The organism is Ruegeria sp. YKSD179, assembly GCF_059612885.1.
In genome coordinates, this window is record NZ_JBXWRL010000031.1 from 1 (window position 1) to 22535 (window position 22535).

General features: G+C 54.7%; 22 protein-coding genes and 1 tRNA gene. 13 read left to right on the forward strand and 10 right to left on the reverse strand.

What is annotated here, in order from left to right; genetic code table 11:
- On the forward strand, positions 1-241 hold a 241-nt coding region (locus AC2FNE_RS14715; RefSeq protein WP_496805676.1), incomplete at its 5' end, for a C-type lectin-like domain-containing protein.
- Positions 242-428: 187 nt separating this feature from the next.
- On the opposite strand, the gene AC2FNE_RS14720 is transcribed toward AC2FNE_RS14715, so the two are convergent.
- Complete coding sequence (locus AC2FNE_RS14720; RefSeq protein ID WP_170474138.1) at positions 429-2273, reverse strand: adenylate/guanylate cyclase domain-containing protein; 1845 nt, start codon at positions 2271-2273, stop codon at positions 429-431.
- 360 nt (positions 2274-2633) lie between these two features.
- On the opposite strand from AC2FNE_RS14720, the gene AC2FNE_RS14725 reads away from it, so the two are divergent.
- From AC2FNE_RS14725 to AC2FNE_RS14735, 3 genes are all read left to right on the forward strand, one after another.
- The gene (locus AC2FNE_RS14725) at positions 2634-3653 is read left to right on the forward strand and encodes an IS110 family RNA-guided transposase (protein WP_496805677.1); all 1020 of its coding nucleotides are present in this window, start codon (positions 2634-2636) and stop codon (positions 3651-3653) included.
- Between the two features lie 35 nt (positions 3654-3688).
- Entirely contained in the window at positions 3689-4132 is a 444-nt protein-coding gene (locus AC2FNE_RS14730) for a hypothetical protein (RefSeq protein WP_496805678.1), read from the forward strand.
- Between the two features lie 108 nt (positions 4133-4240).
- A complete protein-coding gene (locus AC2FNE_RS14735; protein ID WP_496805679.1) occupies positions 4241-6445 on the forward strand; it encodes an adenylate/guanylate cyclase domain-containing protein in 2205 nt (734 codons plus the stop codon).
- Positions 6446-6464: 19 nt separating this feature from the next.
- Here AC2FNE_RS14735 and AC2FNE_RS14740 read toward each other — a convergent pair whose 3' ends face one another.
- Together AC2FNE_RS14740 and AC2FNE_RS14745 are read right to left on the reverse strand one after the other, a co-directional pair.
- Complete coding sequence (locus AC2FNE_RS14740) at positions 6465-6944, reverse strand: YHS domain-containing (seleno)protein (RefSeq protein ID WP_170608711.1); 480 nt, start codon at positions 6942-6944, stop codon at positions 6465-6467.
- 14 nt (positions 6945-6958) lie between these two features.
- The gene (locus AC2FNE_RS14745; protein WP_170608710.1) at positions 6959-7552 is read right to left on the reverse strand and encodes an ankyrin repeat domain-containing protein; all 594 of its coding nucleotides are present in this window, start codon (positions 7550-7552) and stop codon (positions 6959-6961) included.
- Positions 7553-8090: 538 nt separating this feature from the next.
- On the opposite strand from AC2FNE_RS14745, the gene AC2FNE_RS14750 reads away from it, so the two are divergent.
- Positions 8091-8525 carry an MOSC domain-containing protein gene (locus AC2FNE_RS14750; protein WP_496805680.1) on the forward strand — a complete coding sequence of 145 codons (435 nt, stop codon included), beginning with the start codon at positions 8091-8093 and terminating at the stop codon, positions 8523-8525.
- 160 nt (positions 8526-8685) lie between these two features.
- Here the strand turns inward: AC2FNE_RS14750 and terL are convergent, their stop codons facing one another.
- From terL to AC2FNE_RS14765, 3 genes are read right to left on the reverse strand one after another with little or no spacing between them, the layout of a single operon-like run.
- Positions 8686-10176, reverse strand: coding sequence for a phage terminase large subunit (gene terL, locus AC2FNE_RS14755; RefSeq protein WP_496805681.1), 1491 nt, complete (start codon positions 10174-10176; stop codon positions 8686-8688).
- Complete coding sequence (locus AC2FNE_RS14760; RefSeq protein WP_496805682.1) at positions 10157-10612, reverse strand: DUF5681 domain-containing protein; 456 nt, start codon at positions 10610-10612, stop codon at positions 10157-10159. Before AC2FNE_RS14760 ends, terL begins: the two co-directional genes overlap by 20 nt.
- Positions 10602-12005, reverse strand: a complete 1404-nt coding sequence (locus tag AC2FNE_RS14765; protein WP_496805683.1) for a site-specific DNA-methyltransferase — start codon at positions 12003-12005, stop codon at positions 10602-10604. The genes AC2FNE_RS14760 and AC2FNE_RS14765 overlap by 11 nt, the downstream gene beginning before the upstream one ends.
- A 457-nt stretch (positions 12006-12462) precedes the next feature.
- Between AC2FNE_RS14765 and AC2FNE_RS14770 the strand changes: the two genes are divergently transcribed.
- Genes AC2FNE_RS14770 through AC2FNE_RS14780 form a run of 3 tightly spaced genes read left to right on the forward strand, consistent with a single transcriptional unit; the run spans position 12463 to position 14761 of the window.
- Complete coding sequence (locus AC2FNE_RS14770; RefSeq protein ID WP_496805684.1) at positions 12463-12693, forward strand: DUF3489 domain-containing protein; 231 nt, start codon at positions 12463-12465, stop codon at positions 12691-12693.
- Complete coding sequence (locus tag AC2FNE_RS14775) at positions 12690-13094, forward strand: DUF2924 domain-containing protein (RefSeq protein WP_496805685.1); 405 nt, start codon at positions 12690-12692, stop codon at positions 13092-13094. The genes AC2FNE_RS14770 and AC2FNE_RS14775 overlap by 4 nt, the downstream gene beginning before the upstream one ends.
- Entirely contained in the window at positions 13091-14761 is a 1671-nt protein-coding gene (locus AC2FNE_RS14780) for a recombinase family protein (protein ID WP_496805686.1), read from the forward strand. The genes AC2FNE_RS14775 and AC2FNE_RS14780 overlap by 4 nt, the downstream gene beginning before the upstream one ends.
- Before the next feature lie 351 nt (positions 14762-15112).
- Here the strand turns inward: AC2FNE_RS14780 and AC2FNE_RS14785 are convergent.
- The 4 genes from AC2FNE_RS14785 to AC2FNE_RS14800 form a co-directional block, all read right to left on the reverse strand.
- Positions 15113-15189 (reverse strand) — tRNA-Arg (locus tag AC2FNE_RS14785).
- 64 nt (positions 15190-15253) lie between these two features.
- The gene (locus AC2FNE_RS14790; protein WP_254442553.1) at positions 15254-16636 is read right to left on the reverse strand and encodes a sensor histidine kinase; all 1383 of its coding nucleotides are present in this window, start codon (positions 16634-16636) and stop codon (positions 15254-15256) included.
- Positions 16637-16654: 18 nt separating this feature from the next.
- Complete coding sequence (locus AC2FNE_RS14795; RefSeq protein ID WP_496805687.1) at positions 16655-18073, reverse strand: dihydrolipoyl dehydrogenase family protein; 1419 nt, start codon at positions 18071-18073, stop codon at positions 16655-16657.
- Positions 18074-18076: 3 nt separating this feature from the next.
- The gene (locus tag AC2FNE_RS14800; RefSeq protein ID WP_170478043.1) at positions 18077-18808 is read right to left on the reverse strand and encodes a TVP38/TMEM64 family protein; all 732 of its coding nucleotides are present in this window, start codon (positions 18806-18808) and stop codon (positions 18077-18079) included.
- A 297-nt stretch (positions 18809-19105) separates the two neighbouring features.
- On the opposite strand from AC2FNE_RS14800, the gene rpmH reads away from it, so the two are divergent.
- From rpmH to AC2FNE_RS14825, 5 genes are all read left to right on the forward strand, one after another.
- Complete coding sequence (gene rpmH, locus AC2FNE_RS14805) at positions 19106-19240, forward strand: 50S ribosomal protein L34 (protein ID WP_012177012.1); 135 nt, start codon at positions 19106-19108, stop codon at positions 19238-19240.
- 29 nt (positions 19241-19269) lie between these two features.
- Positions 19270-19695 carry a ribonuclease P protein component gene (gene rnpA, locus AC2FNE_RS14810; RefSeq protein ID WP_170477013.1) on the forward strand — a complete coding sequence of 142 codons (426 nt, stop codon included), beginning with the start codon at positions 19270-19272 and terminating at the stop codon, positions 19693-19695.
- On the forward strand, positions 19692-19928 hold the full coding sequence (gene yidD / locus AC2FNE_RS14815; protein ID WP_170603406.1) for a membrane protein insertion efficiency factor YidD: 237 nt from the start codon (positions 19692-19694) through the stop codon (positions 19926-19928). The genes rnpA and yidD overlap by 4 nt, the downstream gene beginning before the upstream one ends.
- 50 nt (positions 19929-19978) lie before the next feature.
- Positions 19979-20872, forward strand: coding sequence for a tRNA 2-thiocytidine(32) synthetase TtcA (ttcA, locus tag AC2FNE_RS14820; RefSeq protein ID WP_496805688.1), 894 nt, complete (start codon positions 19979-19981; stop codon positions 20870-20872).
- A 69-nt stretch (positions 20873-20941) separates the two neighbouring features.
- A complete protein-coding gene (locus AC2FNE_RS14825) occupies positions 20942-22483 on the forward strand; it encodes a putative bifunctional diguanylate cyclase/phosphodiesterase (RefSeq protein WP_496805689.1) in 1542 nt (513 codons plus the stop codon).
- The last annotated feature ends 52 nt before the right edge of the window (positions 22484-22535 follow it).

The window sequence follows — 22535 nt, forward strand, 5'->3', positions numbered from 1 at the left end:
TATTCACGGCCCAGCTTTCGGGCTTTATCAACTGCCTGGCAGCAACGAGCCGTCTGGCGGTTGGGTTTGGAGCACAGGTGAGCCACTCACATATACGCGGTGGTCGAAGGGCGAACCCAACAATTACAAAGGCAACGAAGGATATGCCCACTTTTTCGGCGTTCCCGAGCACACACGCGACCCAAATTATTGGAACGATGGTCGCGGCTCCCACACCGCATTCATTGTCGAGATTGAATAGAATGCGACATCAGGTCCGACTTGGGCTAAACGCGGTCATCTGAGTGATTTTGTCAGATGCCCGCAAAGGATCAGATAGCAGACCCAACGTTGCAATGCGCTAAGGTCTGCTACAGGCTCGCAATGCCTTCGGCATCACAGCATGGTGGGGTTAAGTGCCATGAATTGATAATGGACTTACCGAAAGCCTAGGCGTCCGTCTTTGGTGCGGTGTCCAACAACAATTGGAACCGAGGATGACTGCGAAGAGAGAGGAAATCTGGATCATTTCGCATCCAGTCTCGTTGAACGGGGCCAAGACTCGGATAAACCTTCTCAAGGCAATCTAATGCTTCTTCGGTTTCACCGATCAAAGCATAAACGCAGGCCACGTTGTATCCATCTGTCGAATAGCTGTGGGATTCCATTGAAAGAGCTCGACTCAACCACGCGCGTGCCTCATCAATCCTTCCAAGGCTAGCCAAAACGGACGCTGATAATTCGAGTGGATCAGGGTTGTCGGGATTTCGTTCTACCGCTTCTTCAGCCCGTTTAAGACCCATGTTGAGGTAAAGGTCACGTTCGTCGAACCGTCCGAGTTCGGTGAGGTCGGCAAGAAGTAGAAGTGGTGACCGATAATCGTCAGGCTTGATTTCAAGGGCTCGTGTAAAATGATAGGCGCTCTGCTTATGATCCAGTTGACCGCGATGATAGCGGGCAAAATTATGGTGCGCATCATAACAAAGTGGATCAAGCGACAGCGCCCTGCGATAGGCTGTGACCGCGGCCTCATTCTTTCCGACAATCTGCGAAGCCAGTCCGAGGGAGGCGTGTGCTTCTGCCAAGTTTGGATCTAGCTTAATGGCGCGTTGAGCCATGCTGACAATATCTTCAGAGGGGAAATTCGTGCCGTGCCAATCGTTGAGCCTTGCTTCGCATTCAGCCAACCCCACGTAAGCGCGGGCGTAGTCAGGGTCGTGCTGCACTGCTTCAAGAAAAAGCGTACGTGCCTTTTCAAGATAATTTCTGGCACGCATATGAAAGTAGCGTCGCCCCTTTAAATAAAGATTGTAGGCATCCACACTTTCCGTAGGTGCACTTTCAGCGATATCAGAGTCAAAAAGCCGAACCTGCAATTGATCAATTATTATATTTGTTATCTCGTCCTGTAGGGCAAAAATGTCAGATAGGTCACGGTCATAGCGTTCTGCCCAAAGGTGCCCGCCAGTTACACCGTCGATTAATTGCGCTGTAATGCGGAGGCGGTTACCAGATTTTCGAACACTGCCTTCAAGAATATTGCGTACGCCCAAGTCTCGAGCGACATCCTGCAGTTTCGACGGTCGGCCTTTGTATACAAAAGCTGAGTTTCGACTAACTACAAAGAGACCCGAAAGCTTTGAAAGATCCGTGATCAAATCTTCAGTGATACCGTCAGCAAAATACTCTTGTTCGAGGTCACCACTCATGTTCTCAAAGGGAAGAACCGCGATTGTGGGATGGCTAGAAGCACTTACTATTGCAGGCTGAACATCACCAGTTTGAGGGCGAACGTGAAAAACTGGAACTGCGTTATCGATGTTCTTCAGCAGCTGTTCGCCTGCGGCATCAAAAGTGATACCGATCTTGTTACCTACCTGATCGCGAACGATCCCAGAAACGGCAATGCAGCCGGGTTGAGCCAGCGCTTCGATGCGGGCCGCGATATTGACGCCGTCGCCGAATATATCTCCGCCCTCAAAGAGCACGTCGCCCATGTTGATGCCGATACGGAAATGGATCTGCCGATCTTCTGGAACGCCTATGTTTCTTTTGGCCATTGCCTCTTGAATGACGAGCGCGGATTCCAACGCGCTTACAACGCTTGCGAACTCCGCAAGAATGCCGTCCCCCATAAGCTTTACGATGCGGCCGCCAGCTTTGTCGATTTCTTCATCGAATACTTTGGCGAGAATTTCTTGCATCTCAGCCAAGGTGGCGACTTCGTTTGCGCCCATCAAACGGCTGTAGCCGACTACGTCCGCGGCGAGTATGGCAGCTAGGCGTCTTTCCATTGGTTCTCTTCATCTCCGATTAATTCGAGCTTATCACCGAAATGATCACGGACAGCGCCCAGAAACGCATTCGGAGTGCTATTATTCACTTTGAAACACGTTGTTTCCACCGATACCGGCTATTTATCTTAAGGCCCAACGCCGACATTGGCTTCAGCCGAACGCAACGTTCGCTGAAGGTTACGACAGTTACACCCATATCCAAAGTTTGTTTGAACGTCCGCTTTGGGCTCGGTGCGGTCATTCGCTGAAATGCCGCGAGCGACCGCAATGCGGATGGGGTGGATGGCGTCTGCAGTCAACCGTCGCACTTTGCGGCAGACTGCAGCAGTCATCTTCTGCAATGAAAGGAGCCCCACCATGGAAGTTACGACGATAGGATTGGATCTCGGCAAGGACGTTTTTCAGGTTCATGGCGTGACGGCCGACGGCACAGTTGCATTCAATCGTACGATCCGCCGCAGGCAATTACTGAAGTTCTTTGAGACCCTGCCGAGCTGTCTTGTCGGTATTGAGGCGTGCGGGTCGGCACATCACTGGGCGCGTGAGCTGACTGAAATCGGCCATGACGTACGACTCATGCCAGCGACTTACGTTAAGCCCTACGTGAAGCGCGGAAAGACGGATGCGGTTGATGCCGAGGCGATCTGCGAAGCCGTCACGCGACCGACCATGCGGTTCGTTGCGGTGAAGTCAAAGGAACAACAAGCCCTTCTGGCAATCCATCGAGTGCGCCAGCTTGTCGTGCGCCAGAAAACCCAGATGCTGAACGTGATCCGTGGCTTGCTTCGTGAGTTTGGTCATGTGATCGGGAATGGGCCGGTGGCGGCGATGCGCTTCGTCAAGGCGTTCAAAACCGGCGACCGCCCAGACATCCCTGACGTGGCGAAGAGCATGCTCAGGACCCTCTGTGAGCAGGTCGTCGCACTCGAAGAGCGCGTGGTCTTCTACGACAAACTGATCGAGCACCATTCCAAGATCGATGATCGGGCCAAACGCATCCGAACCGTTCCTGGTGTCGGTCCAATCACCGCCTCGGCCATTGTCGCTACCATCGGCGACGGCAAACAGTTCAAGAACGGACGCGAGTTTGCTGCATGGTTGGGGCTCACTCCATTGAACAGGTCAAGTGGCGGCAAGGAACGTTTGGGCCGGATCAGCAAGAAAGGAGACCGCTATATCCGGCGATTGCTCGTGATGGGAATGACTTCACAGGTTCAACGCGCCCGCGGATACCCTGAACGCGTGCATCCCTGGATCATGCAGCTCCTAGAGCGCAAACCCGTCCGTCTCGCGACAATTGCGATGGCAAACAAAGCCGCGCGGATCGTCTGGGCGATCCTAACCAAAGATACGCATTACCGCCAGGCTGCCGCATAACCCGAAACCCGACACGGAATTGCAAGACGAATGCCATGATGGCACGTGCGGTCATCCGAAAACCTGAAACCCCGAGCTTTGTCCTGAACTCTAAAGTTCGTGTTGCCGATTGGGACCAGGTTAGCGGAACCCATCAAGGCCAGCGGCTCAAGGAAATGCCGCAATCAAAGGCCGGACACAGGACTGTACTGACCAACCGCGCAATCAGAGCATTTTTTCCTTGCAAAGCAGACGCCATCCACACAGGACAAAGCCGCCCGATGCTGGCGCAGCGAAAATCAAATCGATTGCTCGACAGTGTCACGGTATCACCCGCGACAGCGCAGCACGATTTCTCGATACCGGACGTTCAAATCATGCATATAGGCCAAAACTTAATCAGGCCGTTCGCTTCGCTCGGATATAATGTCTCAAATGCGGAGCAAGCTGCATTATGCTGCTGCGGAGACAATTGGCTTATTGCGCCACCGTACCTTTGAACGACAAGCACCCGCCCAGCCAAATATTTTGAGCGAGCGCAGTTTCCGTCACGTTTTTTCAGTGTTACCTTCGCAGTACTGCCCATATTTGGAGGAGAGGGGCAAACCTTGGAACGCAGGCTTGCCGCCATATTCGCCGCAGACGTAGTCGGTTTCAGCCGTATGATGGCCGAGGATGAGGTGGGCACCTTCGAACGTTTGACCACGGTGCGCCAAGACATCCTCACCCGTTTGATAGATGAAAAGAACGGGCGGATCGTCAAGCTTATCGGCGACGGACTGCTGGCCGAATTTGCAAGCGTTGTTGATGCCGTGGAGGCTGCGATCCAGATACAGGAGGCGGTTAAGGACAAAAACGACACCATTGATCCCCACCAGCGTATCGAATTGCGGATCGGTATCAACCTGGGAGATCTGATCATCGATGGCGACGACATTTACGGAGACGGTGTTAACATTGCGGCGCGCCTGGAACCCCTAGCTACGCCCGGAGGCATCTGCATCTCGCGCGAGGTTTACGAACACACGCGCGGCAAAGTCAGTAAGCCATTTGAATCTGCGGGTGTCCACCGGGTCAAAAACATACCTGAGCCTCTCACGGTATTTCGGATGGCGGACCCGAATGGCTCGAAATACACTTCACTGTCTCGCTTCAAAGTTCGACGCGCTGTCACGGCGGTGGCCGTAATAGCGATTCTTTCAGGTGCCGCTTTTATATTGCGTGATGGCATAGTTGCCCTTTTCGGCGGCGCTGAAAGTGAAATTATCGCAGCAGAGGACGGGCTGCCTTCTCTCATTGTGTTGCCCTTTGAAAACCTCGGGCTGCCAGACGCGGAACGCTACATCGCAGATGGGCTCACGGACGATCTGATTACAGATTTCTCGAAAGTCGCCGGGCTGATGGTGATCGGCAGCAACACCGCGTTTTCCTATCGGGACCGGACAATCGACAGCAGGGCCATCGGTCGCGAGTTGGGGGTGGGCTATGTTCTCGAAGGCAGCGTGCGCAGAGCGGGAACTCGGCTTTTGGTCAACGCGCGGCTGACAGATGTGAGCAGCGGGCAGACAGTATGGGCCGAGCGGTTGGAGCGAAACGAAGCCGATATTTTCTCCATGGAAGCTGGCCTGATAAATGAGATCATTGATCAACTTGGTGTGGATGTGAGTGTGTCCGAAAAGGAGCGGATCGAACGCCTACCTACAACGGATCTGGAAGCATATGACTTCTTTCTCAGAGCCGAAGAAGCCGCTCGCAGCGGCTTTCGGCCCGGGCTGCGCGAAGCGTTGAGCCTCTATTCGGACGCAACCGCAATCGACCCGACTTTTGCCAGGGCATTCGCGGCACAGGCCCGCACCGAGGCATTGATCATGCGCCGTAACTATGACGATGTGCTGCCCTTTCCGGTCGCCCGGAAACGCGCCTACGAACATGCCGGTCGTGCCTTAGAAATTGATCCCGATGCGGCGATGCCTTTTGCCGTATTAAGCGAGTTGCAGACTGTGGATCGAAGGTATGAGGAAGCGATGCGCTCGGCGCAGCTTTCTGTCGAGAAGGCCCCCGGTGAAGCATCTGCTTATCTTGCGCTGAGCTTTGCGCAAACATTCTACGGCCGACATGAAGAGGCGATCGAGAATTTCGAAACGGCTCTGCGTCTCAACCCACTATTGCCGGGCTATGCACGTCAGATCGCAAGCTTGTCATATATTCTGACAGGGCGTCCCCAACGTGCCGTCGAAATCCTTGAGGAGATAAAAGGCAATTCTCAAGGTATTGAGGACTACTTTAACATCCTCGCGGCCGCCTATGGAGAGGCTGGCCAGACGCAAAAGGCGCAAGCAACTGCAGACGAGGTGGCCGAATTTGCTCCGCATACTTCGGCGCAACTCTACAAGGTCTTGTTTGCGCATTTTCGGAAGCAGGAAGAACTCGATCGGATCATTGATGCAATGTTGACTGCGGGCGTGCAGGAATGGCCCTTCGACTTTCAACCTGGCGCTCGCGAAAAGCTATCTGCCGACGCGGTTACCGCTCTCATAGACGGCAACGTATGGCAGGGAAACTTCGAAGGCCGCGGACCCGGCTTGATGCAGATTTCAGAGAACGGAAGTATGGCCTTGCGCGCATCCACATTGTTTGTCACTGGATCGGCATTTGTGAAAGACGACACATTGTGCTTACAACAACCCGGTCTTTCGCTTGGTCGCCCGGCTTGTGGCATGGTCTACAAAAATGCCGAAGAAGAGGTCGGGGCGAGCGAGCCTTACAGCTACATCAACCCGCATATTCTGTTTCACTTTAGCCCTGGCGGATGACCATCATCCGAGGTGCGCGTCAATTAGAGTAATCCTTGGCTGCCAGCGGCTTGGTCTTCTCCCAATTCGCATCCGCCTTGGCGATCACCGCTTCCCCTTCTGGGTGGTCAAGCATTTCTGCTCCGGTCGGGTCCGATATAAAGTAAAGCTTCCCATCGATGATCCGCCAGGAATTTACTGGGTCGATGTTTTCGGACGCGTTGGCCCCAAGGCCGACACCCAATGTGCAATACCCGCCATATTGCGGAGCGTATTTGGTTGGGTCAGACTTAAACAGTTCGCGGTTCTCTGCGCTGTTGAAGTGCCATGGCGTGCCAAGCCAATCATATGCGAACTCACTTGATCCCTTTACCGCACGGCTTTCGGTGAAATAGGCAACAGTATCATAACCCTTGATTGCAACATCGCCGAAAGGCCCAGTGTTGATGGGCTCATCCGCCAGCGCACTCGTGGTCATGCTTGCAAAAAACAGCCCGCTCATCAGAAGTCGAAAGTTCATTTTTTGACCTTACCTTATGTGCCTGCCTCCAAACACAGGCGGTGAAATTCCGGGCCGAAGGCATCTGGCGGGGGGCAAGTGGCTCCGTTCTGCTTCAGCAGCCCAACGATATCATAGTGTTTACGGAACATCGTTCGGATTAGAACCGAAAAGCCATCGTTATCGAGTGTCACAATATCCGCACCGTTGTCGAGCAGTAGCTCGATCATCTCGATATGACCCTCATCGGCCGCCATGAAGATGGGTGACTTTTCGGCCCTGTTGATGCGTCCATTCACGTCTGCGCCTTTGGCGAGAAGCAGCTGCGCTGTCTCAATCTTACCGCCGAAGGCAGCCGCGTGAAGTGGAGTGAAACCGCTGTGGTTACGCGCCATCACGTCAGCCCCTGCTTCGATCAGAGCCGCAGCGGTTTCGGTGTTTCCAGCCAACGCAGCAGCAATCAAGGGCGTAGCCTTGTTCGGCCCCCGCTCATCAACCGAGGTACCGCTTTCCAACAGAGCCTTAACGGTCGCTGTATCACCCTGCTTTGCAGCATCGAATAACTGACCTGCTTGAGCGGGCCCAAGTATAAAGAATGCCGTTGTAAAGATGGCAATAATCCAACGCATGGATCTACCTCCCCTGTTTGAAGTCTACAATGAGCCGCTGTTGCGCGCAACGACGGCTTATTCGCTGCGGTGTTGAAGACGGTTTCGATCGAGTGGGTTTAGTCCATGCAGCGGCCCCAGAGACAACGAGTGTTTTGTCCGCGACGGAGCGTAGTGCCTCCGAATTTCGCCGCAGCCAGCATGAATGTCCGGTCTTTAATCTGCGCCGCGACGCTCCGGTTAACGAGAAGTAATGCTGCAGCGGCGAGATTTACTGGTCGAGAAGGTCTGCTTTGGGCTCGGAGCAGACGCTCGCTGCACTAAGTGTGAATGGCCGCTCTGCGGACTTTGCGGTTAAAAAAGCATCACTGCTGTATTAATTGCGCGAATTAGACAATCCAGCTAACTTACATGCATGCCAGATCCAGCAATAGACCCCAAAAAATTCCGATCACATGAATCTCTAAACGCTGAACTTGAAGCGATTCTTTGCGGCGCTCCCAAAGAAAACGGCACATTAGATATGATTGTAATGCGACCTGATCACGGGGAGCGTGTTATGCCGGAGTCATTCGAGGTTCGCGCCAAGGATGGCCTCCCCGGCGATCATTGGATAAGCGGGACTGGATACGCATTGGATGACGGAGCGGGCGATCCGGATGCGCAAATTTGTATCATGATGTCAGGGTGCATTCGAGCAATTGCTGGCGAAAAGAAATACTGGCCGCCGGCTGGTGACAATTTCTTCATCGATATGGACTTGACCCCATCTAACATGCCTCCAGGCACAGCTTTCGCCATTGGCGGTGCAGAATTTGTTGTAACTGAGCTTCCCCATAACGGGTGTCAGGCTTTCATTGACCGATATGGTCGCGATGCTTGCCTATTCGTGAACACTGGGGTGGGCAAAGTACACAGACTTCGTGGCATCTACGCACGTGTGACGAAAGACGGCACGGTCTCCGTGGGGGATGCCGTTAGCAAATTGGCGTAGGCAGCGGAACCAACCCTCTCGAATCCTAACGCTGAGCAATCACTGCCCAACGGGGGCAATGCCAATTTGCCAGTCTTTCGTGAGACCGCTTTGGGCTCGATGCAGTCATTCGGGAGCAACGGGGATTCGAACCCAAGGTTCTTCCTTGAACCCATTCCTTTCAAAACACCATCCTGTCCTCACGCCTTGGGCGAGATGGATGGTACAGCCCCCTCCGCCTGCCCGTTTCTACGTCAGTATCGAGATAGGCGCGTTGCGAGCGTTTCATATACTCCGCGAACTGGGTCAACGCGTCGACCTGGTCGTCATAAGAGGCGTCGGGAAATGCAAGCAATTCGCGACGGAAAGTGTCAAACCAAGGCTTGTCGGTCGGAATAGCCAGTTTGCCCGACTTGATCCAGTCAGTATGCGGGATGAACCGGTCCAGCTTGCTTGAAACGACGTCGATACCCAGGTAGACGCCCGCCGTATTCCTTCGGAACTCTTGCAGGATCGACCGCCCCATCGCCGAGTCCTCGATCAACACTCTGTCCACATACCAGCTCTTTCGCTCGCGCAAGATTGCCGCCTTTAACTCCGTGAAATTGGCGCGCTTCCGGTACACATCGAGAAGATACCAGCGCTCTTCGAGATCATGCCAACCAAAGGTCAGGCCAACCGAGTAATCGCACCGCGGACCATCTTTTGCTGCCGTATCCCAGCTTTGGACCCTGCGCGTGAAATGCGCTTCATCCGGCAGCGTGTCGACCAGGTGCAGATCATCCATAGTGAGGAATTCATTTTCTGCCTCGCTAGGGTTTTGTTGATATTGAGCCTGAAACGCATAGTTGCCGATATCCGCTTTGATTTTATCCAGAACCTCCCGCGGTTCCCTTTCTGGACTGAGCAGGTCGCCCAACCGCCGAGGCCAATGGCGGTTATTGTATAGGGATATGTCCTCCGGAACTTCAGCAATCGACGGCAGACACAGGTGTTCGAATGTCCCCTTCTCGAGTAGGTAAGCGGAGAAGTCATCGGGATGCAGGCGCTGCTGGATAGAGACAATTCGATCCGTCCGTTTGTCGTTTAGTCTCGAGAACAGGGTTTGGTCAAAATAGTCACGTAACTCCTGACGATAACTGTCGTGACGCATCTCTGAGGGTTTGCCCAAATCATCAATGATGATCAGGTTGGCACCAAACCCGGTGATGCCCCCACCGATGGAGGACGACTTTCGCCCGCCCCCGGCCGTCGTTTTCATATGATCAAACCGGTTGTGCTTTGGATCCAGTTTCATCCGCGGAAAGAGACGTTGATAATGCGGGCTCGTCACCAGGCGGCGGAACAGTTCTGCATGCTCGCGAGCAAGCTCCTTGCCGTAACTAACGACAACGATCTTCTGTGTTGGGTCCCGCCCCAGCACAAACGCCGGCAAAAGCACCGACCCACAGATGGATTTCAAGTGCCGCGGTGCAATCGAGATCATCAGGCGCTGGCACTGCCCCGCAGCGACCCGTTGCAGTGAATAACACATGGCTTCGAGATACGGGGCTCGGACAAGTTCTTCACCCGGGCAAAGGACAGGAAACACGCCAGCCAGAAAGGCATAGAGGTTCTCACGCGTCAGCGCGTCAGTGACTTCCCTGCGCGGTTCAGAGTTCTGGGCGTTCATTGCCGATGCCTCCCTGAACTGTGGCAAAGAGATCTTCCGGGTCACCGCCGAACATATCCGCAAGGGCTTCCAGTACAGCGACATCCGCTTGCGGATCGGTCTGTGCGGTGCTCTCGGCGGCGGTTTCGGCCGATGCCAGCGCATTTTGCAGCACTGGCAAAAGCTTTAGAACCCGATCAATATGACGCATCTCTCCCTTTACAGCTCCATTAACCAGCTGTCTCAGGATCGCATCCAGCATCGTAACTTCACGTCTGGAACCGTTTTCTGAGATCGTGATCTTTCGGTAAAACGTGTCTTCCAGCACTTTGCCTACATTCTTCGACGCTTTTGGCCTACCTTTTGGGTTGCCAGATTTGCCGCGTTTAAACTGTGTGGCCGTTGGCGGTTTGCCATAGCCAACCTCATAGCCGTCATCTCTGCTGTTATCCGACATGATCCACCTCGCTGTCGCCGTAGACAGATGCCGCGATGGCCAGCACGCGAGTGGCAAATGTTTCACCTGTCGAGGTCAGGACTGCTTCCTTTCCCGTCATCTCTTGCCATCTGCGGATTGCGACATCGACGTAAGCAGGATCCAGTTCGATGAGACGGCCCCTGCGACCGGTTTTCTCTGCCGCCAGCAATGTTGCCCCAGAGCCGCCAAAGGCATCGAGCACAAAGTCGCCCCGGTGGCTGACATCCATCAGCGCATCGGCCACCAAAGCCGTTGGCTTCACCGTTGGATGATCGGCGAGATCAGCTTCGCGCCCTGCGCCGAAAGTATTCACACCCGCATAGTCCCAGACATTGGTCCGGTTGCGACCGTGCCTGCCCAGCTCGACATTGTTGATGTGCGGTGCACCCGGCTTCTTGAAAACCGCGACCATCTCGTGTTTGGAGCGGTAGAGACTGCCCATCCCACCGTTGGTCTTGTTCCAGACGCATAGGTTGATGAGATCAAACCCGGCCGCCTTGCCTGCCGCAATCAGCTCTTCGATGTGGCGCCAGTCCATGCAGACCATGGCGATACCACCCTCAACCAGCTGCTCCAGCAGCCGTGCCAGAACGTCGGAAAGGAAAGTGCGGAATTCGGCGTCAGACATCTCGCCGGAGGCCATTGCAAACTCGCGATGATCCCCGCCGTTGCCACTGCGCACATGACCGTTCACCGGGACATTGTAAGGCGGGTCGGTGAAGATCATCCGGCAGGTCTCGCCGTCCAGCAGGGTTCCATAACTGCGCGCCTCAAGGGAGTCGCCGCAGAGAATGCGATGGTCACCAAGGATCCAGAGATCGCTGGGTTGTGTCACCGCTGGTTTTGCGTGATCGGGATCTTCAACGGTTTCTGTGGGATCGCTTTCGACATCACCGGCGCCGCCGATAATGATGTCAATCTCCGGGATCTCGAAGCCGGTGATGTCGAGGCTGAAGTCCAGCTCACCCGCTACGCTGAGGTCCATCAGCTCGCCCAATTCGATCCGGAGCGCATCCTGGTTCCAGTCAGAAAGCTCTGCAAGCCTGTTGTCTGCGATTCGATACGCTTTAACTTGCGCGGGCGTCAGATGATCCGCGCTGATTGTAGGGATCGTTGCGAGCTTCAGGCGCTTTGCAGCTTCGATCCGCCCATGCCCGGTGATGACGTTGTTCTCACCGTCGATGACGACCGGAACAACAAAGCCGAACTCGGCGATGGACTCAGCCAGGCGGCCAATGCTGCTGTCGCTGTGGCTGCGTGTGTTGTTGGAATAGGGCTTCAGATTTGCGATCAGGGTCTGGTCGATCCTGTCGCTGATCCAGACAGGCCGGTTGGCCCCAAGTTCGGGCGTTATCTTCAATTTTGCGGGCATAACTGCCTCCATAACTGTTGGGCGAAAGCGCCCTTTTCAGAAATGGATCGCGGTGGACATTCGGAGAGAGCACAAAGAGCAACTCCCCGGACCAAACGATCCGGTTAAGTTGCCCCATCGAATGCTCTCTCCTGGTCAGGATTATTCCCGGACCGAATGAGTGCTGCCTGCTGGGACAGTCGTGCCCTTCGCTGGGAAGGACAGGTAAAAAATAGTGCGCCACGACACGTCGCGCAACCCTCCACGGATGTTAACCCAATCTTAACATTCTGGTTTTGTTGACGAATAAACGGTAACATTGCACACCGCACTGTTCTCAAGGCAGTCCGTCACTCAGCAGGAAACCACTGGACTAGTGTTGGGAAGCACGCGTCACTGTCCCCACGCCCGACGCAGTCTCGGGCGCTCCTCGGTACCGGGCCGGCAATTCGCAGGGCCCGTCACAGAGGAGACAGATATGACCAAACCCAGACAGACGAAAATCGCAAAGGTACAAGCGATGCTGCTGCGCCCGTCAGGCACAACCATCGACGCTTTAAGCAAAGCGACGGGCTGGCAGGCGCACTCAGTGCGCGCGGCGTTAACCGGATTGCGCAAGGCCGGACACCAGATTGAACGGCAGGAGGCAGAGAGCAAAACAGGCAAACCTGTGTATCGCATCCGCGCCGCTGCCGAGGCGTCAACATGACGGTCGCCGAGATAGAGACCATGGACCGGGCAGCTCTCGTGGCTGCCTGGTCGGCGATCTGCCGCACTCCAGTGCCCAAAGGTCTGAGCAAGGCATTGATGCGCCGCTTTCTTGCCGTTGCGATCCAGACGCGGCAGATGGGTGGCCTGTCAAAAAAGTCCAAGGCAGCGCTCAGTAAGTCTTCGCATCAGAACGCGCGGCCGAAGAGCCCCGCCTTGCAGCCGGGCGGGCGCCTGCTGCGCGAATGGAACGGGGTCACGCATGTTGTCGACGTGACGGACGCCGGATTCATCTGGAAGGATACAAACTACCGCTCCCTCTCCAAGATTGCCCGCGAGATTACGGGCGCGCATTGGTCGGGCCCCCGTTTCTTTGGCCTGACAGGAGCCGCGAAGTCATGAGTCAGACAAAGATCCGCTGTGCCATCTACACCCGAAAATCCACGGAAGAGGGATTGGATCAGGAGTTCAACTCGCTGGACGCCCAGCATGAAGCATGCGCGGCATACATCGCGAGCCAGAAGCATGAAGGTTGGAAGATCCTGCCCGCACGCTATGACGATGGTGGTATTTCCGGCGGGACACTGGAACGCCCTGCCCTGCAGCAGCTGATGGCGGACATTGACGCGGGTCGCGTTGACATGGTGGTGGTCTACAAGATCGACCGGTTGACCCGGTCCCTGGCAGACTTCGCAAAGCTGGTTGAACGGCTGGAACAGGCTGAGTGTTCGTTCGTGTCCGTGACACAGGCGTTCAACACATCTTCGTCGATGGGTCGCCTGACGTTGAACGTGCTGCTGTCTTTCGCGCAGTTCGAACGCGAAGTCACAGCCGAACGTATCCGGGACAAGATCGCGGCCTCAAAGAAGAAAGGTATGTGGATGGGAGGTATCCCACCGCTCGGGTATGATCCGCATCCCGACAAGACACGTCGTGAACTGGTTGTGAATGCAGACGAAGCAGCAGTCGTTCGCAGGATATTCCAACTCTACGAGACGCATCGCTGTTTGAACGCAGTTGTGCGTGAGGCGCAAGTACTTGGTATTCGGTCCAAGCGGCATGTTTTTTCCACGGGACGCACGCAAGGCGGCAATTCGTTCAGCCGCGGACGGATCTATCACCTGCTGACGAACCCGGTTTATCTCGGCCTGATACGCCATAAGGATCAGACCTTTGACGGCCAGCATCCGGCGATCATTGAGCAGGCGCTTTGGGACAGCGTGCAGCGGCATCTTCAGTCCGCCAGTGTAAAGCGGCGTGGCGCGCCTGCAGGGCATGCCTCTGGATCGGACGCTCTGCTAAAAGGCAAAGTGCGCGATGAGACAGGTGACATCCTGACGCCCACCCACACAGTGCGGCGCGGCAAGCGGCAGCGCTACTACGTCTCCAACCGGCTGATCTCAGGCGGCCCCGATCCGACGGGGTGGCGCCTGCCAGCCGCGACCTTCGAACAAGCTGTTGTCGACGCAATCGCCGGTCATCTTGAGGAACAGGCAAACCGGCACGCTGTTTTGAAGGAAGACGACATCACCAATTCAATGCGCGCTTCCAGATCAATCATGGCACTCGCCGGGAGATTGCGAACGAAGGGATGCAAGGACGCAGCACCACTCATCCTCGCTGTCACGCTCGGGAAACAAAAGCTCGATATCCAACTCGATCCTGATGCTGTCGCCACCGCGTCCGGTCTGAACAATATGACTCTCCGCGACGGGCTTTTTAAAATTTCCACCACCTTCGCCTGCAAACGCCGCGGCGTCGAAACGCGGATCATTGCCGGTCAAGCAACACCCGAACCAGATCAGACCCTGATCCGCGGTTTGCGCAATGCGCACGCCTGGTCCGACGCGTTGAGATCAGGTGAACCCCTGAAGGATCTCGCCCAGCGCGTCGGCCACTCCGAGCGCTACATCCGGCGCATCATATCCTTGATCTCGCTCTCGCCCCGATTCCAGTCCGCGATCTTCGACGGCACTCAGCCCCCGCACATGAATCTCGAGACCCTGGTGCGGGGCACAATCTCCCTCGACTGGAACCACCAGGAACGGGTGTTTGGCCCCCACTCCTGACGTTCCCTGATTGTGGAAATCGATTCCCTGTAACAGGTTCAAAATTTCCCTGTTCCGCAAATCAAATTCCCTGTTAATGGATTTAGGGAATTTGCGCGCAAGCCATTGATATCACTCCCGCAAACACGATCCAAAATACAGAAATCATCCCGTTTTGGCACAAATTCCCTGTAAATCGGCTGTTATCAGGGAAAACCGGACCGAGGAGTTCAGGCAACTGAGACTGTCGAGGATAATGGCGCAAGCTGCGGCAACCCGGTCCGTCTCTGTCACGGATACAGGTTCACAAGCCGCGGAAATGACGCGGGAATTCCAGCTAAAACGGAAGGGTCATAATGAGACGGGGGTAGGTGGCGGACCGAGGAGGATTCGAACCCCCGACCCCTTGATTCGTAGTCAAGTACTCTATCCAGCTGAGCTATCGGTCCGCATTGGTGAGGCGCTATGTAGACCCGGTATCGGAGACGCGCAAGACGATTCTTCAAAAATCTTTCAAAAAGTCCCGTCCCCTCGAGGAAGCCTTATTTCAAAGGTGGTTCCTTCAGAGCCGGTTTCCTTCAGCACAAGATCGCCACCGTGACCTCGAACCAGTTCCTGCGAAATTGCCAAGCCAAGACCTGAACCGCCTTTTCGCACGCCGCCCTGGAAGGGCGTGAACAGGTTCTCTTGTGCCTTGGGTGGCAATCCGGGGCCAGTATCCCGGACTTCGATGCACCAATCGTCCTGAAATTCGCAACCCGTGATCGTCACTTTCCCAGGTTTGCCTGAGGCAACCAGCGCCTGACGCGCGTTTCTCACAAGGTTCAGGATCACCCTGAATATCTGCTCAGGGTCAGCACGTACGACCAAGTCTTCGGGAACTTCATTTGTTATTTCGACGCAAGCATCAGCGACAGCCAATTGCTCACTTGCTGCGACATCTTCCGCGATGTCGCGCAGTCGCACCAAATTCAGCGTCGGCGCAGGCTCTTCTGCGCGTCCGAAAGCCAGCGTGCTTTCGCATAGTGACACCGCTCGCGTTATCGAGTTCACCAGTTTAGGGGCCATACGGCGAACAAGCGGATCGTCGCTTGCCTCAATCCGATCAGTAAACAATTGCGCCGAAGTCAGAATATTTCGCAAATCGTGACTGACCTTAGCTACTGCGCCGCCAAGCTGAGCCAACCGCTCTCGTTGTTTGAGGGCCTGTGTAAGATCAGTTTGCAACATTTGCAGTGCTTCTTCAGCCTCTCGCAACTCGGTCACTTTGGAATTGGGTGATATGATGCCCCGCGCATCCTCTGGGGCGCTGGCATAGCGTTGCATGTAGCCGACGACACTTTTGATCGGCTTTACCAAAACCACCCGGACTGCAAGAAACAAAAGCGATGCTGTGATGATTGAAATAACAAAAGACAAACCCAGAATTCGCAGCCCGTAATCGATCATCGCCATGCGCAGCGGAGTACTGTCGATGGTGACTTCGATCAGAAGTCCAGCGCCCTTAACCGGTTCGCCGATGACGCGAATAACTTCGTTTTCAGCCGTGAGAATCCGAGCCATTGCATCCCGAATCAGGACCCAAGGGCTTGCATCCCTCAGGTCAAACGTCGTGACAATCTGTTCCGGTATTGGTGACGACAGCATCAGTTGGCGTACTTCGTCACGACGTAGGACCACATTGTAGACGCCGGCGTTCGCCAAAAGTTCGGCCTCAAGATCTTCTGCCAGCATATCATCCGCCAGCAAAGCCAGCGACGCTATCTGGGCCCGCTCCAGCCGGTTTTGCAGAAAATCCTCTCGGAACCGCGCAATCGAAGGCACAAAGATAAGTATCTCGGCCAACATCACGAATATCGTAGTCAGGATCAGGAAACGGCCGGACAGTGAATTCAATTGGCGCTCCTTTTCCAGTCAGGGAAGCCAGCGCTGGACGAACCTGACCGCACGTTTGACCGACTGATTCTCAAACAGCCTGGGCGAGAAATAGGCACCCGCGACACGTTTGTTAAGCTCTCCGATCGTCGGATAAGGGGAAACCATAGCGGCGATCTGGCTCATCTTCAGGTTATTTGCCAAAGCCAAAGACCACAAGTTGATCAATTCGCCCGCCTGATAACCCACAATTGTAGCTCCGACCGGACGGCCCTTGAACACCATGACCTTTATGAACCCCTTTGTCTTGCGTTCGGTCATGGCCCGATCGTTGTGGTGATAATCAAAACGCGCTACTTCCAGTCTTTCCCCATGCTGCGTGCGGGCCTGCACCTCGGTCAGACCGACCTGAGCCAATTCAGGATCGGTATACGTTGCCCATGGAATATGTGATGTCTTGGCCTTTGAGGGCAAACCAAACAGGGCCGATCGAATAATTATGCCCGCGTGATACCCGGCGACATGGGTAAATTGCATCCCACCAGCGACATCACCAATCGCGTAGACTTTTCGATTGGACGTCCGAAGGGTGTCATCTGTTTTGATCCCCGTCCGGGTCCGATCAATCCCTGCAGCTGCAAGATTCAGGTTATCAATATTGGCCTTTCGCCCAACCGCCAACAGCAGATGAGAGCCTTTGAAGACATTACCGGTTTCCGCGATTACTTCTATAGCGCCCTTTGTTCCACTGACTTGCGCTATCTTCGCCTGCTCATGAAGATTCACTCCTTCAGCGGACAGATTGTCCAGCACCAATGATACGGCTTCGGGATCATCTTTCGCCAACGCACGGGCGCCTTCCAGTACTGTGACTTTGCAACCCAACCGAACATGCGCCTGCGCCATTTCCATACCTATCGGGCCGCCCCCAATGATCAGCAAGTGCTGGGGCTTTTCGCGCAAGTCGAAGATAGTTTCGTTGGTATAGTACGGTACTTGATCCAACCCCGGGATAGGCGGAACCAAGGGTAGAGACCCCGTGGCAATCACCGTGCGACGAGCGGTGATTACATAGCCTCCGGCCTGAACTTTGCTCCGAGAGATAAAGGACCCGTATTCCCGTATAACCTTTACGCCGAAACCCTCGAATCTCTCCTGGCTGTCCATCGGTTCAATCTGCGCGATGACGTCGTGGACATGATCTTTCACGGCGGAATAGTCCACTTGTGGCGATACACTCGCGACACCAAAATCGGATGAAAGCGTCTGTGCATTTGCCGCCTTGCCACTCGCAATCAACGCCTTGGAGGGCACACAACCGTAGTTCAGGCAATCCCCGCCCATCTTGTTGCCTTCCAGCAGAATGACATTTGCACCCATCTGACTTGCCCCGGCGGCTACGGACAACCCGCCCGACCCGGCACCTATTACCAGGATATCGGTTTTAAGTTCTTTCATGGGTCAGGCGTCCTTTTTGCCTTGGATAGATTTGATGAAGATTGGCAAAGCGGCCAAAAAACACAGACCTAGGATTGGCCCTATAACGAATGGTTCCCACAAAAGTGAAACATCTGGGTTTTCACCACGATCAAAAACTCCGCCCAGACCGACACCAATCCAAGTGTACACGATTCCCCCCGGTATAATGCCCAGCGCAGTCGTCAGTAGGAAGTTACGGAATTTCACGCCCACCAATGCCGGCACAAGATTGGCCACAAAAAACGGAACAACCGGAACAAGCCGCAACAGGAACAAAACTGAAATCTCATTTTCCCGTAGTCCTTCTTTCAGTTTTTTGACTGCCCCTTCAGAAGATTCCAGCCGCGCGGTCAGCGAAGCGCCCAAACCCCAACTTGCCGCCAGAAAAATAGCGGACGCTCCAATAGTCGCAGAGACCACGTTGAAAACTGTGCCCGCGTATAATCCGAAAAGAAACCCGCCGGTCATAGATGCGACTGCGGCTCCGGGCAATGAAAATGCGACAATAACGATGTAGATCACCATGAATCCCGTGGCCATCGACCAATAATGTGTATCGCGCCATCCTAGCAGCGCCTCTCGATTGTCGCGCAGGGTTTCGAAGGTCAAGTAGTCGCCCAGAACAAAGAACCCAAACACGGCAACGGCAAAGATAACCATCAATGGGACGTGCCTTAGGAACCCATTGCGCTGGGATTGCGTCGTTTCGCTCATCTGGCTATCCGCCTTAAATCGCTTCATTCTGCTGCCAAACATGCGATGCCAACGCGGTCAGAAACAGAGACCTCACGCGGCGTTGAACCATGTGACGACGATTGTGAGGGTTTTTCACCTAAAAACCAGTTTTTGAAACCTTTCAGCACAGCGGCATGAAAAATTGTTGCAAAAGGGAACAGAAACACGAGCAATAGGGTTTGACTTAACGCTTGCTAGCCAGTAGAGGACGGGCTTCGAACACCACGGGCAGGCGAATCCGCGACCTACCCGACCGCACAGATTGGAGACGGAGCGATGAAACGCACCTTTCAGCCATCGAACCTGGTACGCAAACGCCGCCACGGTTTCCGCGCCCGCATGGCCACCAAAGCCGGCCGCAAGATTCTGAACGCACGCCGCGCACGCGGCCGCAAGTCGCTGAGCGCATAGTCGCGCCCACTGACAAGGTTCTAACGTATATGATGCCGCCGGAGGCCCCTGAGGATGGTATAAACCAACCCGGGGAAACGCCCCCGGCGGCTTCTTTTATTCCGTCTCCGCATCTTTCAGTAATAAAAAAACGTTCTGATTTCTTGAAAGCTGCCCGGGCACTCAGACAAGGCACCCCGACCATGATGGTGCAAGCGCGCCAGCGTACCGTGGGCGAGGCGGAGGGAATTCGTGTCGGCTTCACCTGCTCGAAGAAAGTTGGCAATGCCGTCGCTCGAAACCGAGCCAAACGCAGGATGCGCGAAGCAGCGCGTGAGGTTTTGCCCCAACTGGGCAAAGACGGATGGGATTACGTACTGATTGGTCGTGCCGAAGTCACCGCAGACCGACCGTTTACGGCGTTGCTGGACGATCTGAGACGCGCATTGGGCAAACTCCACGGGGCGCAAAAATGACTCTGTTTGCACATTTACTCGCTCTGCCTGTTCGCGCCTATCGTCTTGTTTTTAGCCCTTGGGTCGGATTCAATTGCCGATATCAACCGACATGCTCTGCTTATGCTCTGGAGGCATTGGAAAAGCACGGCGCCGTCAAAGGAACGTGGCTTGCAGCCAAGCGAATTGGGCGCTGTCACCCCTGGGGCGGCAACGGCTATGACCCGGTTCCAGAAAAGCGTTCTGACAAATGAAAAAAGAGCGCACACTTGCCCGGTTGATCCATCTCCTGTAGGGGCAGCGCATGTTTGACGATGCATACGATATCCATCCCCTTTTTGCGGGCGCTCCTTCGGCCACCGAGTTCAAAAAGTTGCGCAAGCGAATTGTTCGTCAAACCCGCGAAGCAATCGAGCAATATGGCATGGTGGACCCGTCCGCACATGGCAAAGATGGTAAAACACCGCGCTGGTTGATTTGCCTGTCCGGCGGCAAAGACAGTTATACTCTTCTCGCCGTTCTCTATGAACTTAAATGGCGCGGTTTACTGCCGGTTGACCTACTTGCCTGCAATTTGGATCAAGGTCAGCCCGGATTTCCTGCAACGGTTTTGCCTGAGTTTTTGGACCGTATGGGTGTGCCTCACCGGATTGAGTATCAGGACACCTATTCTGTTGTCGTGGACAAGGTTCCCAAAGGTCGCACTTATTGCGCATTGTGTTCACGCCTGCGCCGCGGAAACCTTTATCGCATCGCGCGGGAAGAGGGGTGTTCGGCCGTCGTGCTTGGGCATCATCGCGACGACATCCTAGAAACGTTTTTCATGAACCTGTTTCACGGTGGGCGTCTGGCGACGATGCCCCCGAAACTGGTGAACGAAGAAGGCGACCTGTTCGTTTATCGCCCACTGGCACATGTGGCAGAGGTTGACTGTGAGAAATTCGCCAAGTCTATGAACTATCCCATCATTCCCTGCGATTTGTGCGGAAGTCAGGACGGTTTGCAGCGGCAACAGGTCAAACAGATTCTGGATCAATGGGAAAAAAACACACCGGGCCGTCGTCAAGTGATGTTCAGAGCGTTGACCAACGCGCGTCCATCGCATCTTTTGGACTCGAAACTGTTTGATTTTATTAACCTGGCGACAGGTTCAAATAAAAATTCTGAAAATTCAGTCGAAATTCCTGACTTACGTTAACGACTGACTCAGATTGGTTTCCTACGGTTGAACGGAGCAACCCTGCCCCAGTCGAAGGCCGTAAGACCAATGCGGAAAATCCCGTTTGCTGTACGAACTCTGAATGCGCTTCGCACCGCGCTGTCAGGTCCACCGGCGCTGGCATTTGTGCCCGCTACCTGCCTGTCGGCTTTTTGGCTGGGGGGGGAGCTGGCATTGATGGCCGCTGCGCTGGGATTACCTTTAGCCTACGCAGCATTGAATGCTGCGGGTAGCCACTCTTTGACCGCGAAGGCAGCTGGTGCACGGCCCACCGGGGCGGTATCCACCGATATTTTTCACGATGAAATCCAAGCTATTTTGCAACAGGCCAAAAAATCCGGAGAAAACGCCGCCTGTGTTGCCGTTTCCTTTGACGACTATCCAGCGATGTTAGACCTTCACGGCCATGCAGCTGCCGATCATGTGAGTTCGCAATTTGTTGACCGCGTTCTGGCCGTTATCCGAGGTCAGGACATTTTCACTCAGATCAAGCCGAACCGTTTTTTGATTGGTTTGCACCCTTCGGCTCAACTGGATTTGGAAGCGTGCGTTCAAATGTCTGGCCGCATACAAAACACGGTAGAGGAACCATTTTTGCTGTACGGAGCCAGCGTCTATATGTCATGTTCAATAGGGTTTTGCATGCAGTCCAGCATCCCTGAGGCAGAACCGCAAGATTGGCTCGAGGCCGCTAATGCCGCCTTGGACGAAGCCCAGCGTAATGGCCCAATGACGATTCGTGCCTTTTCCTCGCAAACTCGCCGCAGGACATTGGTTCGAGCCAACTTGCGCAAAGACTTTGTAGCCGCACTCGACAATGGTGAAATTCGTCCGTGGTTTCAGCCGCAGGTCTCGACGGACACAGGAAACATAACCGGGTTCGAGGCGCTGGCACGTTGGGAACATCCTTCCAAAGGGATCATGGGTCCACAAATATTCTTGCCATTCGCCGAGCAAGCGGACCTGATGGGCCGCCTTGGGCAGGTTATTCGGCACCGTGCATTTTCTGCCATGCAAACCTGGGACATGGGCGGCACAAAAATACCTCGGATAGGTGTGAACTTTGCTTCAGACGAACTTCGCGATCCAGGATTGATTGATCGTCTGAAGTGGGAGTTGGACCAATTCGATCTAACACCTGACAGGCTTGCGGTCGAAATCCTGGAGACCGTATTCTCCCGACGCCCAGACGACGTAATTACTCGTAACGTAACCGGGTTAGCAGCACTTGGCTGTTGCATTGATCTGGATGATTTCGGCACCGGGCATGCTTCGATCGCTTCAATAAAACGTTTTGATGTCTCTCGAATCAAAATCGACCGGACGTTCGTTGCCAAGGCTGATCAGGACCCCAGCCAGCAACAGCTTGTCAGCGCCATTCTGACCATGGCTGAACGATTGAACCTGGAGACCTTGGCCGAAGGGGTTGAAACCGCAGGCGAGCACGCTCTCATGGCGCAACTGGGTGCGGATCACGTTCAAGGGTTTGGAATTGGCAGGCCCATGCCGTTTGAAAAAGCTCAAATCTGGATTGGCTCTCACCAAGCGAAACAAAAGGGTGCCCCGGAAATTGGGCGGAAAACCGGATAAGATTCGCGGGTCCAGGCCCACGAACTTAATGTCAGGGCGGATTCCGGGGCGA

Excerpts from the sequence above, each read along its gene's own strand:
- AC2FNE_RS14720 (WP_170474138.1), bottom strand. The coding sequence starts at position 2,273 with ATGGAAAGACGCCTAGCTGCCATACTCGCCGCGGACGTAGTCGGCTAC.
- AC2FNE_RS14725 (WP_496805677.1), top strand. The coding sequence starts at position 2,634 with ATGGAAGTTACGACGATAGGATTGGATCTCGGCAAGGACGTTTTTCAG.
- AC2FNE_RS14730 (WP_496805678.1), top strand. The coding sequence starts at position 3,689 with ATGATGGCACGTGCGGTCATCCGAAAACCTGAAACCCCGAGCTTTGTC.
- AC2FNE_RS14740 (WP_170608711.1), bottom strand. The coding sequence starts at position 6,944 with ATGAACTTTCGACTTCTGATGAGCGGGCTGTTTTTTGCAAGCATGACC.
- AC2FNE_RS14745 (WP_170608710.1), bottom strand. The coding sequence starts at position 7,552 with ATGCGTTGGATTATTGCCATCTTTACAACGGCATTCTTTATACTTGGG.
- AC2FNE_RS14750 (WP_496805680.1), top strand. The coding sequence starts at position 8,091 with ATGCCGGAGTCATTCGAGGTTCGCGCCAAGGATGGCCTCCCCGGCGAT.
- terL (WP_496805681.1), bottom strand. The coding sequence starts at position 10,176 with ATGAACGCCCAGAACTCTGAACCGCGCAGGGAAGTCACTGACGCGCTG.
- AC2FNE_RS14760 (WP_496805682.1), bottom strand. The coding sequence starts at position 10,612 with ATGTCGGATAACAGCAGAGATGACGGCTATGAGGTTGGCTATGGCAAA.
- AC2FNE_RS14765 (WP_496805683.1), bottom strand. The coding sequence starts at position 12,005 with ATGCCCGCAAAATTGAAGATAACGCCCGAACTTGGGGCCAACCGGCCT.
- AC2FNE_RS14770 (WP_496805684.1), top strand. The coding sequence starts at position 12,463 with ATGACCAAACCCAGACAGACGAAAATCGCAAAGGTACAAGCGATGCTG.
- AC2FNE_RS14775 (WP_496805685.1), top strand. The coding sequence starts at position 12,690 with ATGACGGTCGCCGAGATAGAGACCATGGACCGGGCAGCTCTCGTGGCT.
- AC2FNE_RS14780 (WP_496805686.1), top strand. The coding sequence starts at position 13,091 with ATGAGTCAGACAAAGATCCGCTGTGCCATCTACACCCGAAAATCCACG.
- AC2FNE_RS14795 (WP_496805687.1), bottom strand. The coding sequence starts at position 18,073 with ATGAAAGAACTTAAAACCGATATCCTGGTAATAGGTGCCGGGTCGGGC.
- AC2FNE_RS14800 (WP_170478043.1), bottom strand. The coding sequence starts at position 18,808 with ATGAGCGAAACGACGCAATCCCAGCGCAATGGGTTCCTAAGGCACGTC.
- rpmH (WP_012177012.1), top strand. The coding sequence starts at position 19,106 with ATGAAACGCACCTTTCAGCCATCGAACCTGGTACGCAAACGCCGCCAC.
- rnpA (WP_170477013.1), top strand. The coding sequence starts at position 19,270 with ATGATGCCGCCGGAGGCCCCTGAGGATGGTATAAACCAACCCGGGGAA.
- yidD (WP_170603406.1), top strand. The coding sequence starts at position 19,692 with ATGACTCTGTTTGCACATTTACTCGCTCTGCCTGTTCGCGCCTATCGT.
- ttcA (WP_496805688.1), top strand. The coding sequence starts at position 19,979 with ATGTTTGACGATGCATACGATATCCATCCCCTTTTTGCGGGCGCTCCT.
- AC2FNE_RS14825 (WP_496805689.1), top strand. The coding sequence starts at position 20,942 with ATGCGGAAAATCCCGTTTGCTGTACGAACTCTGAATGCGCTTCGCACC.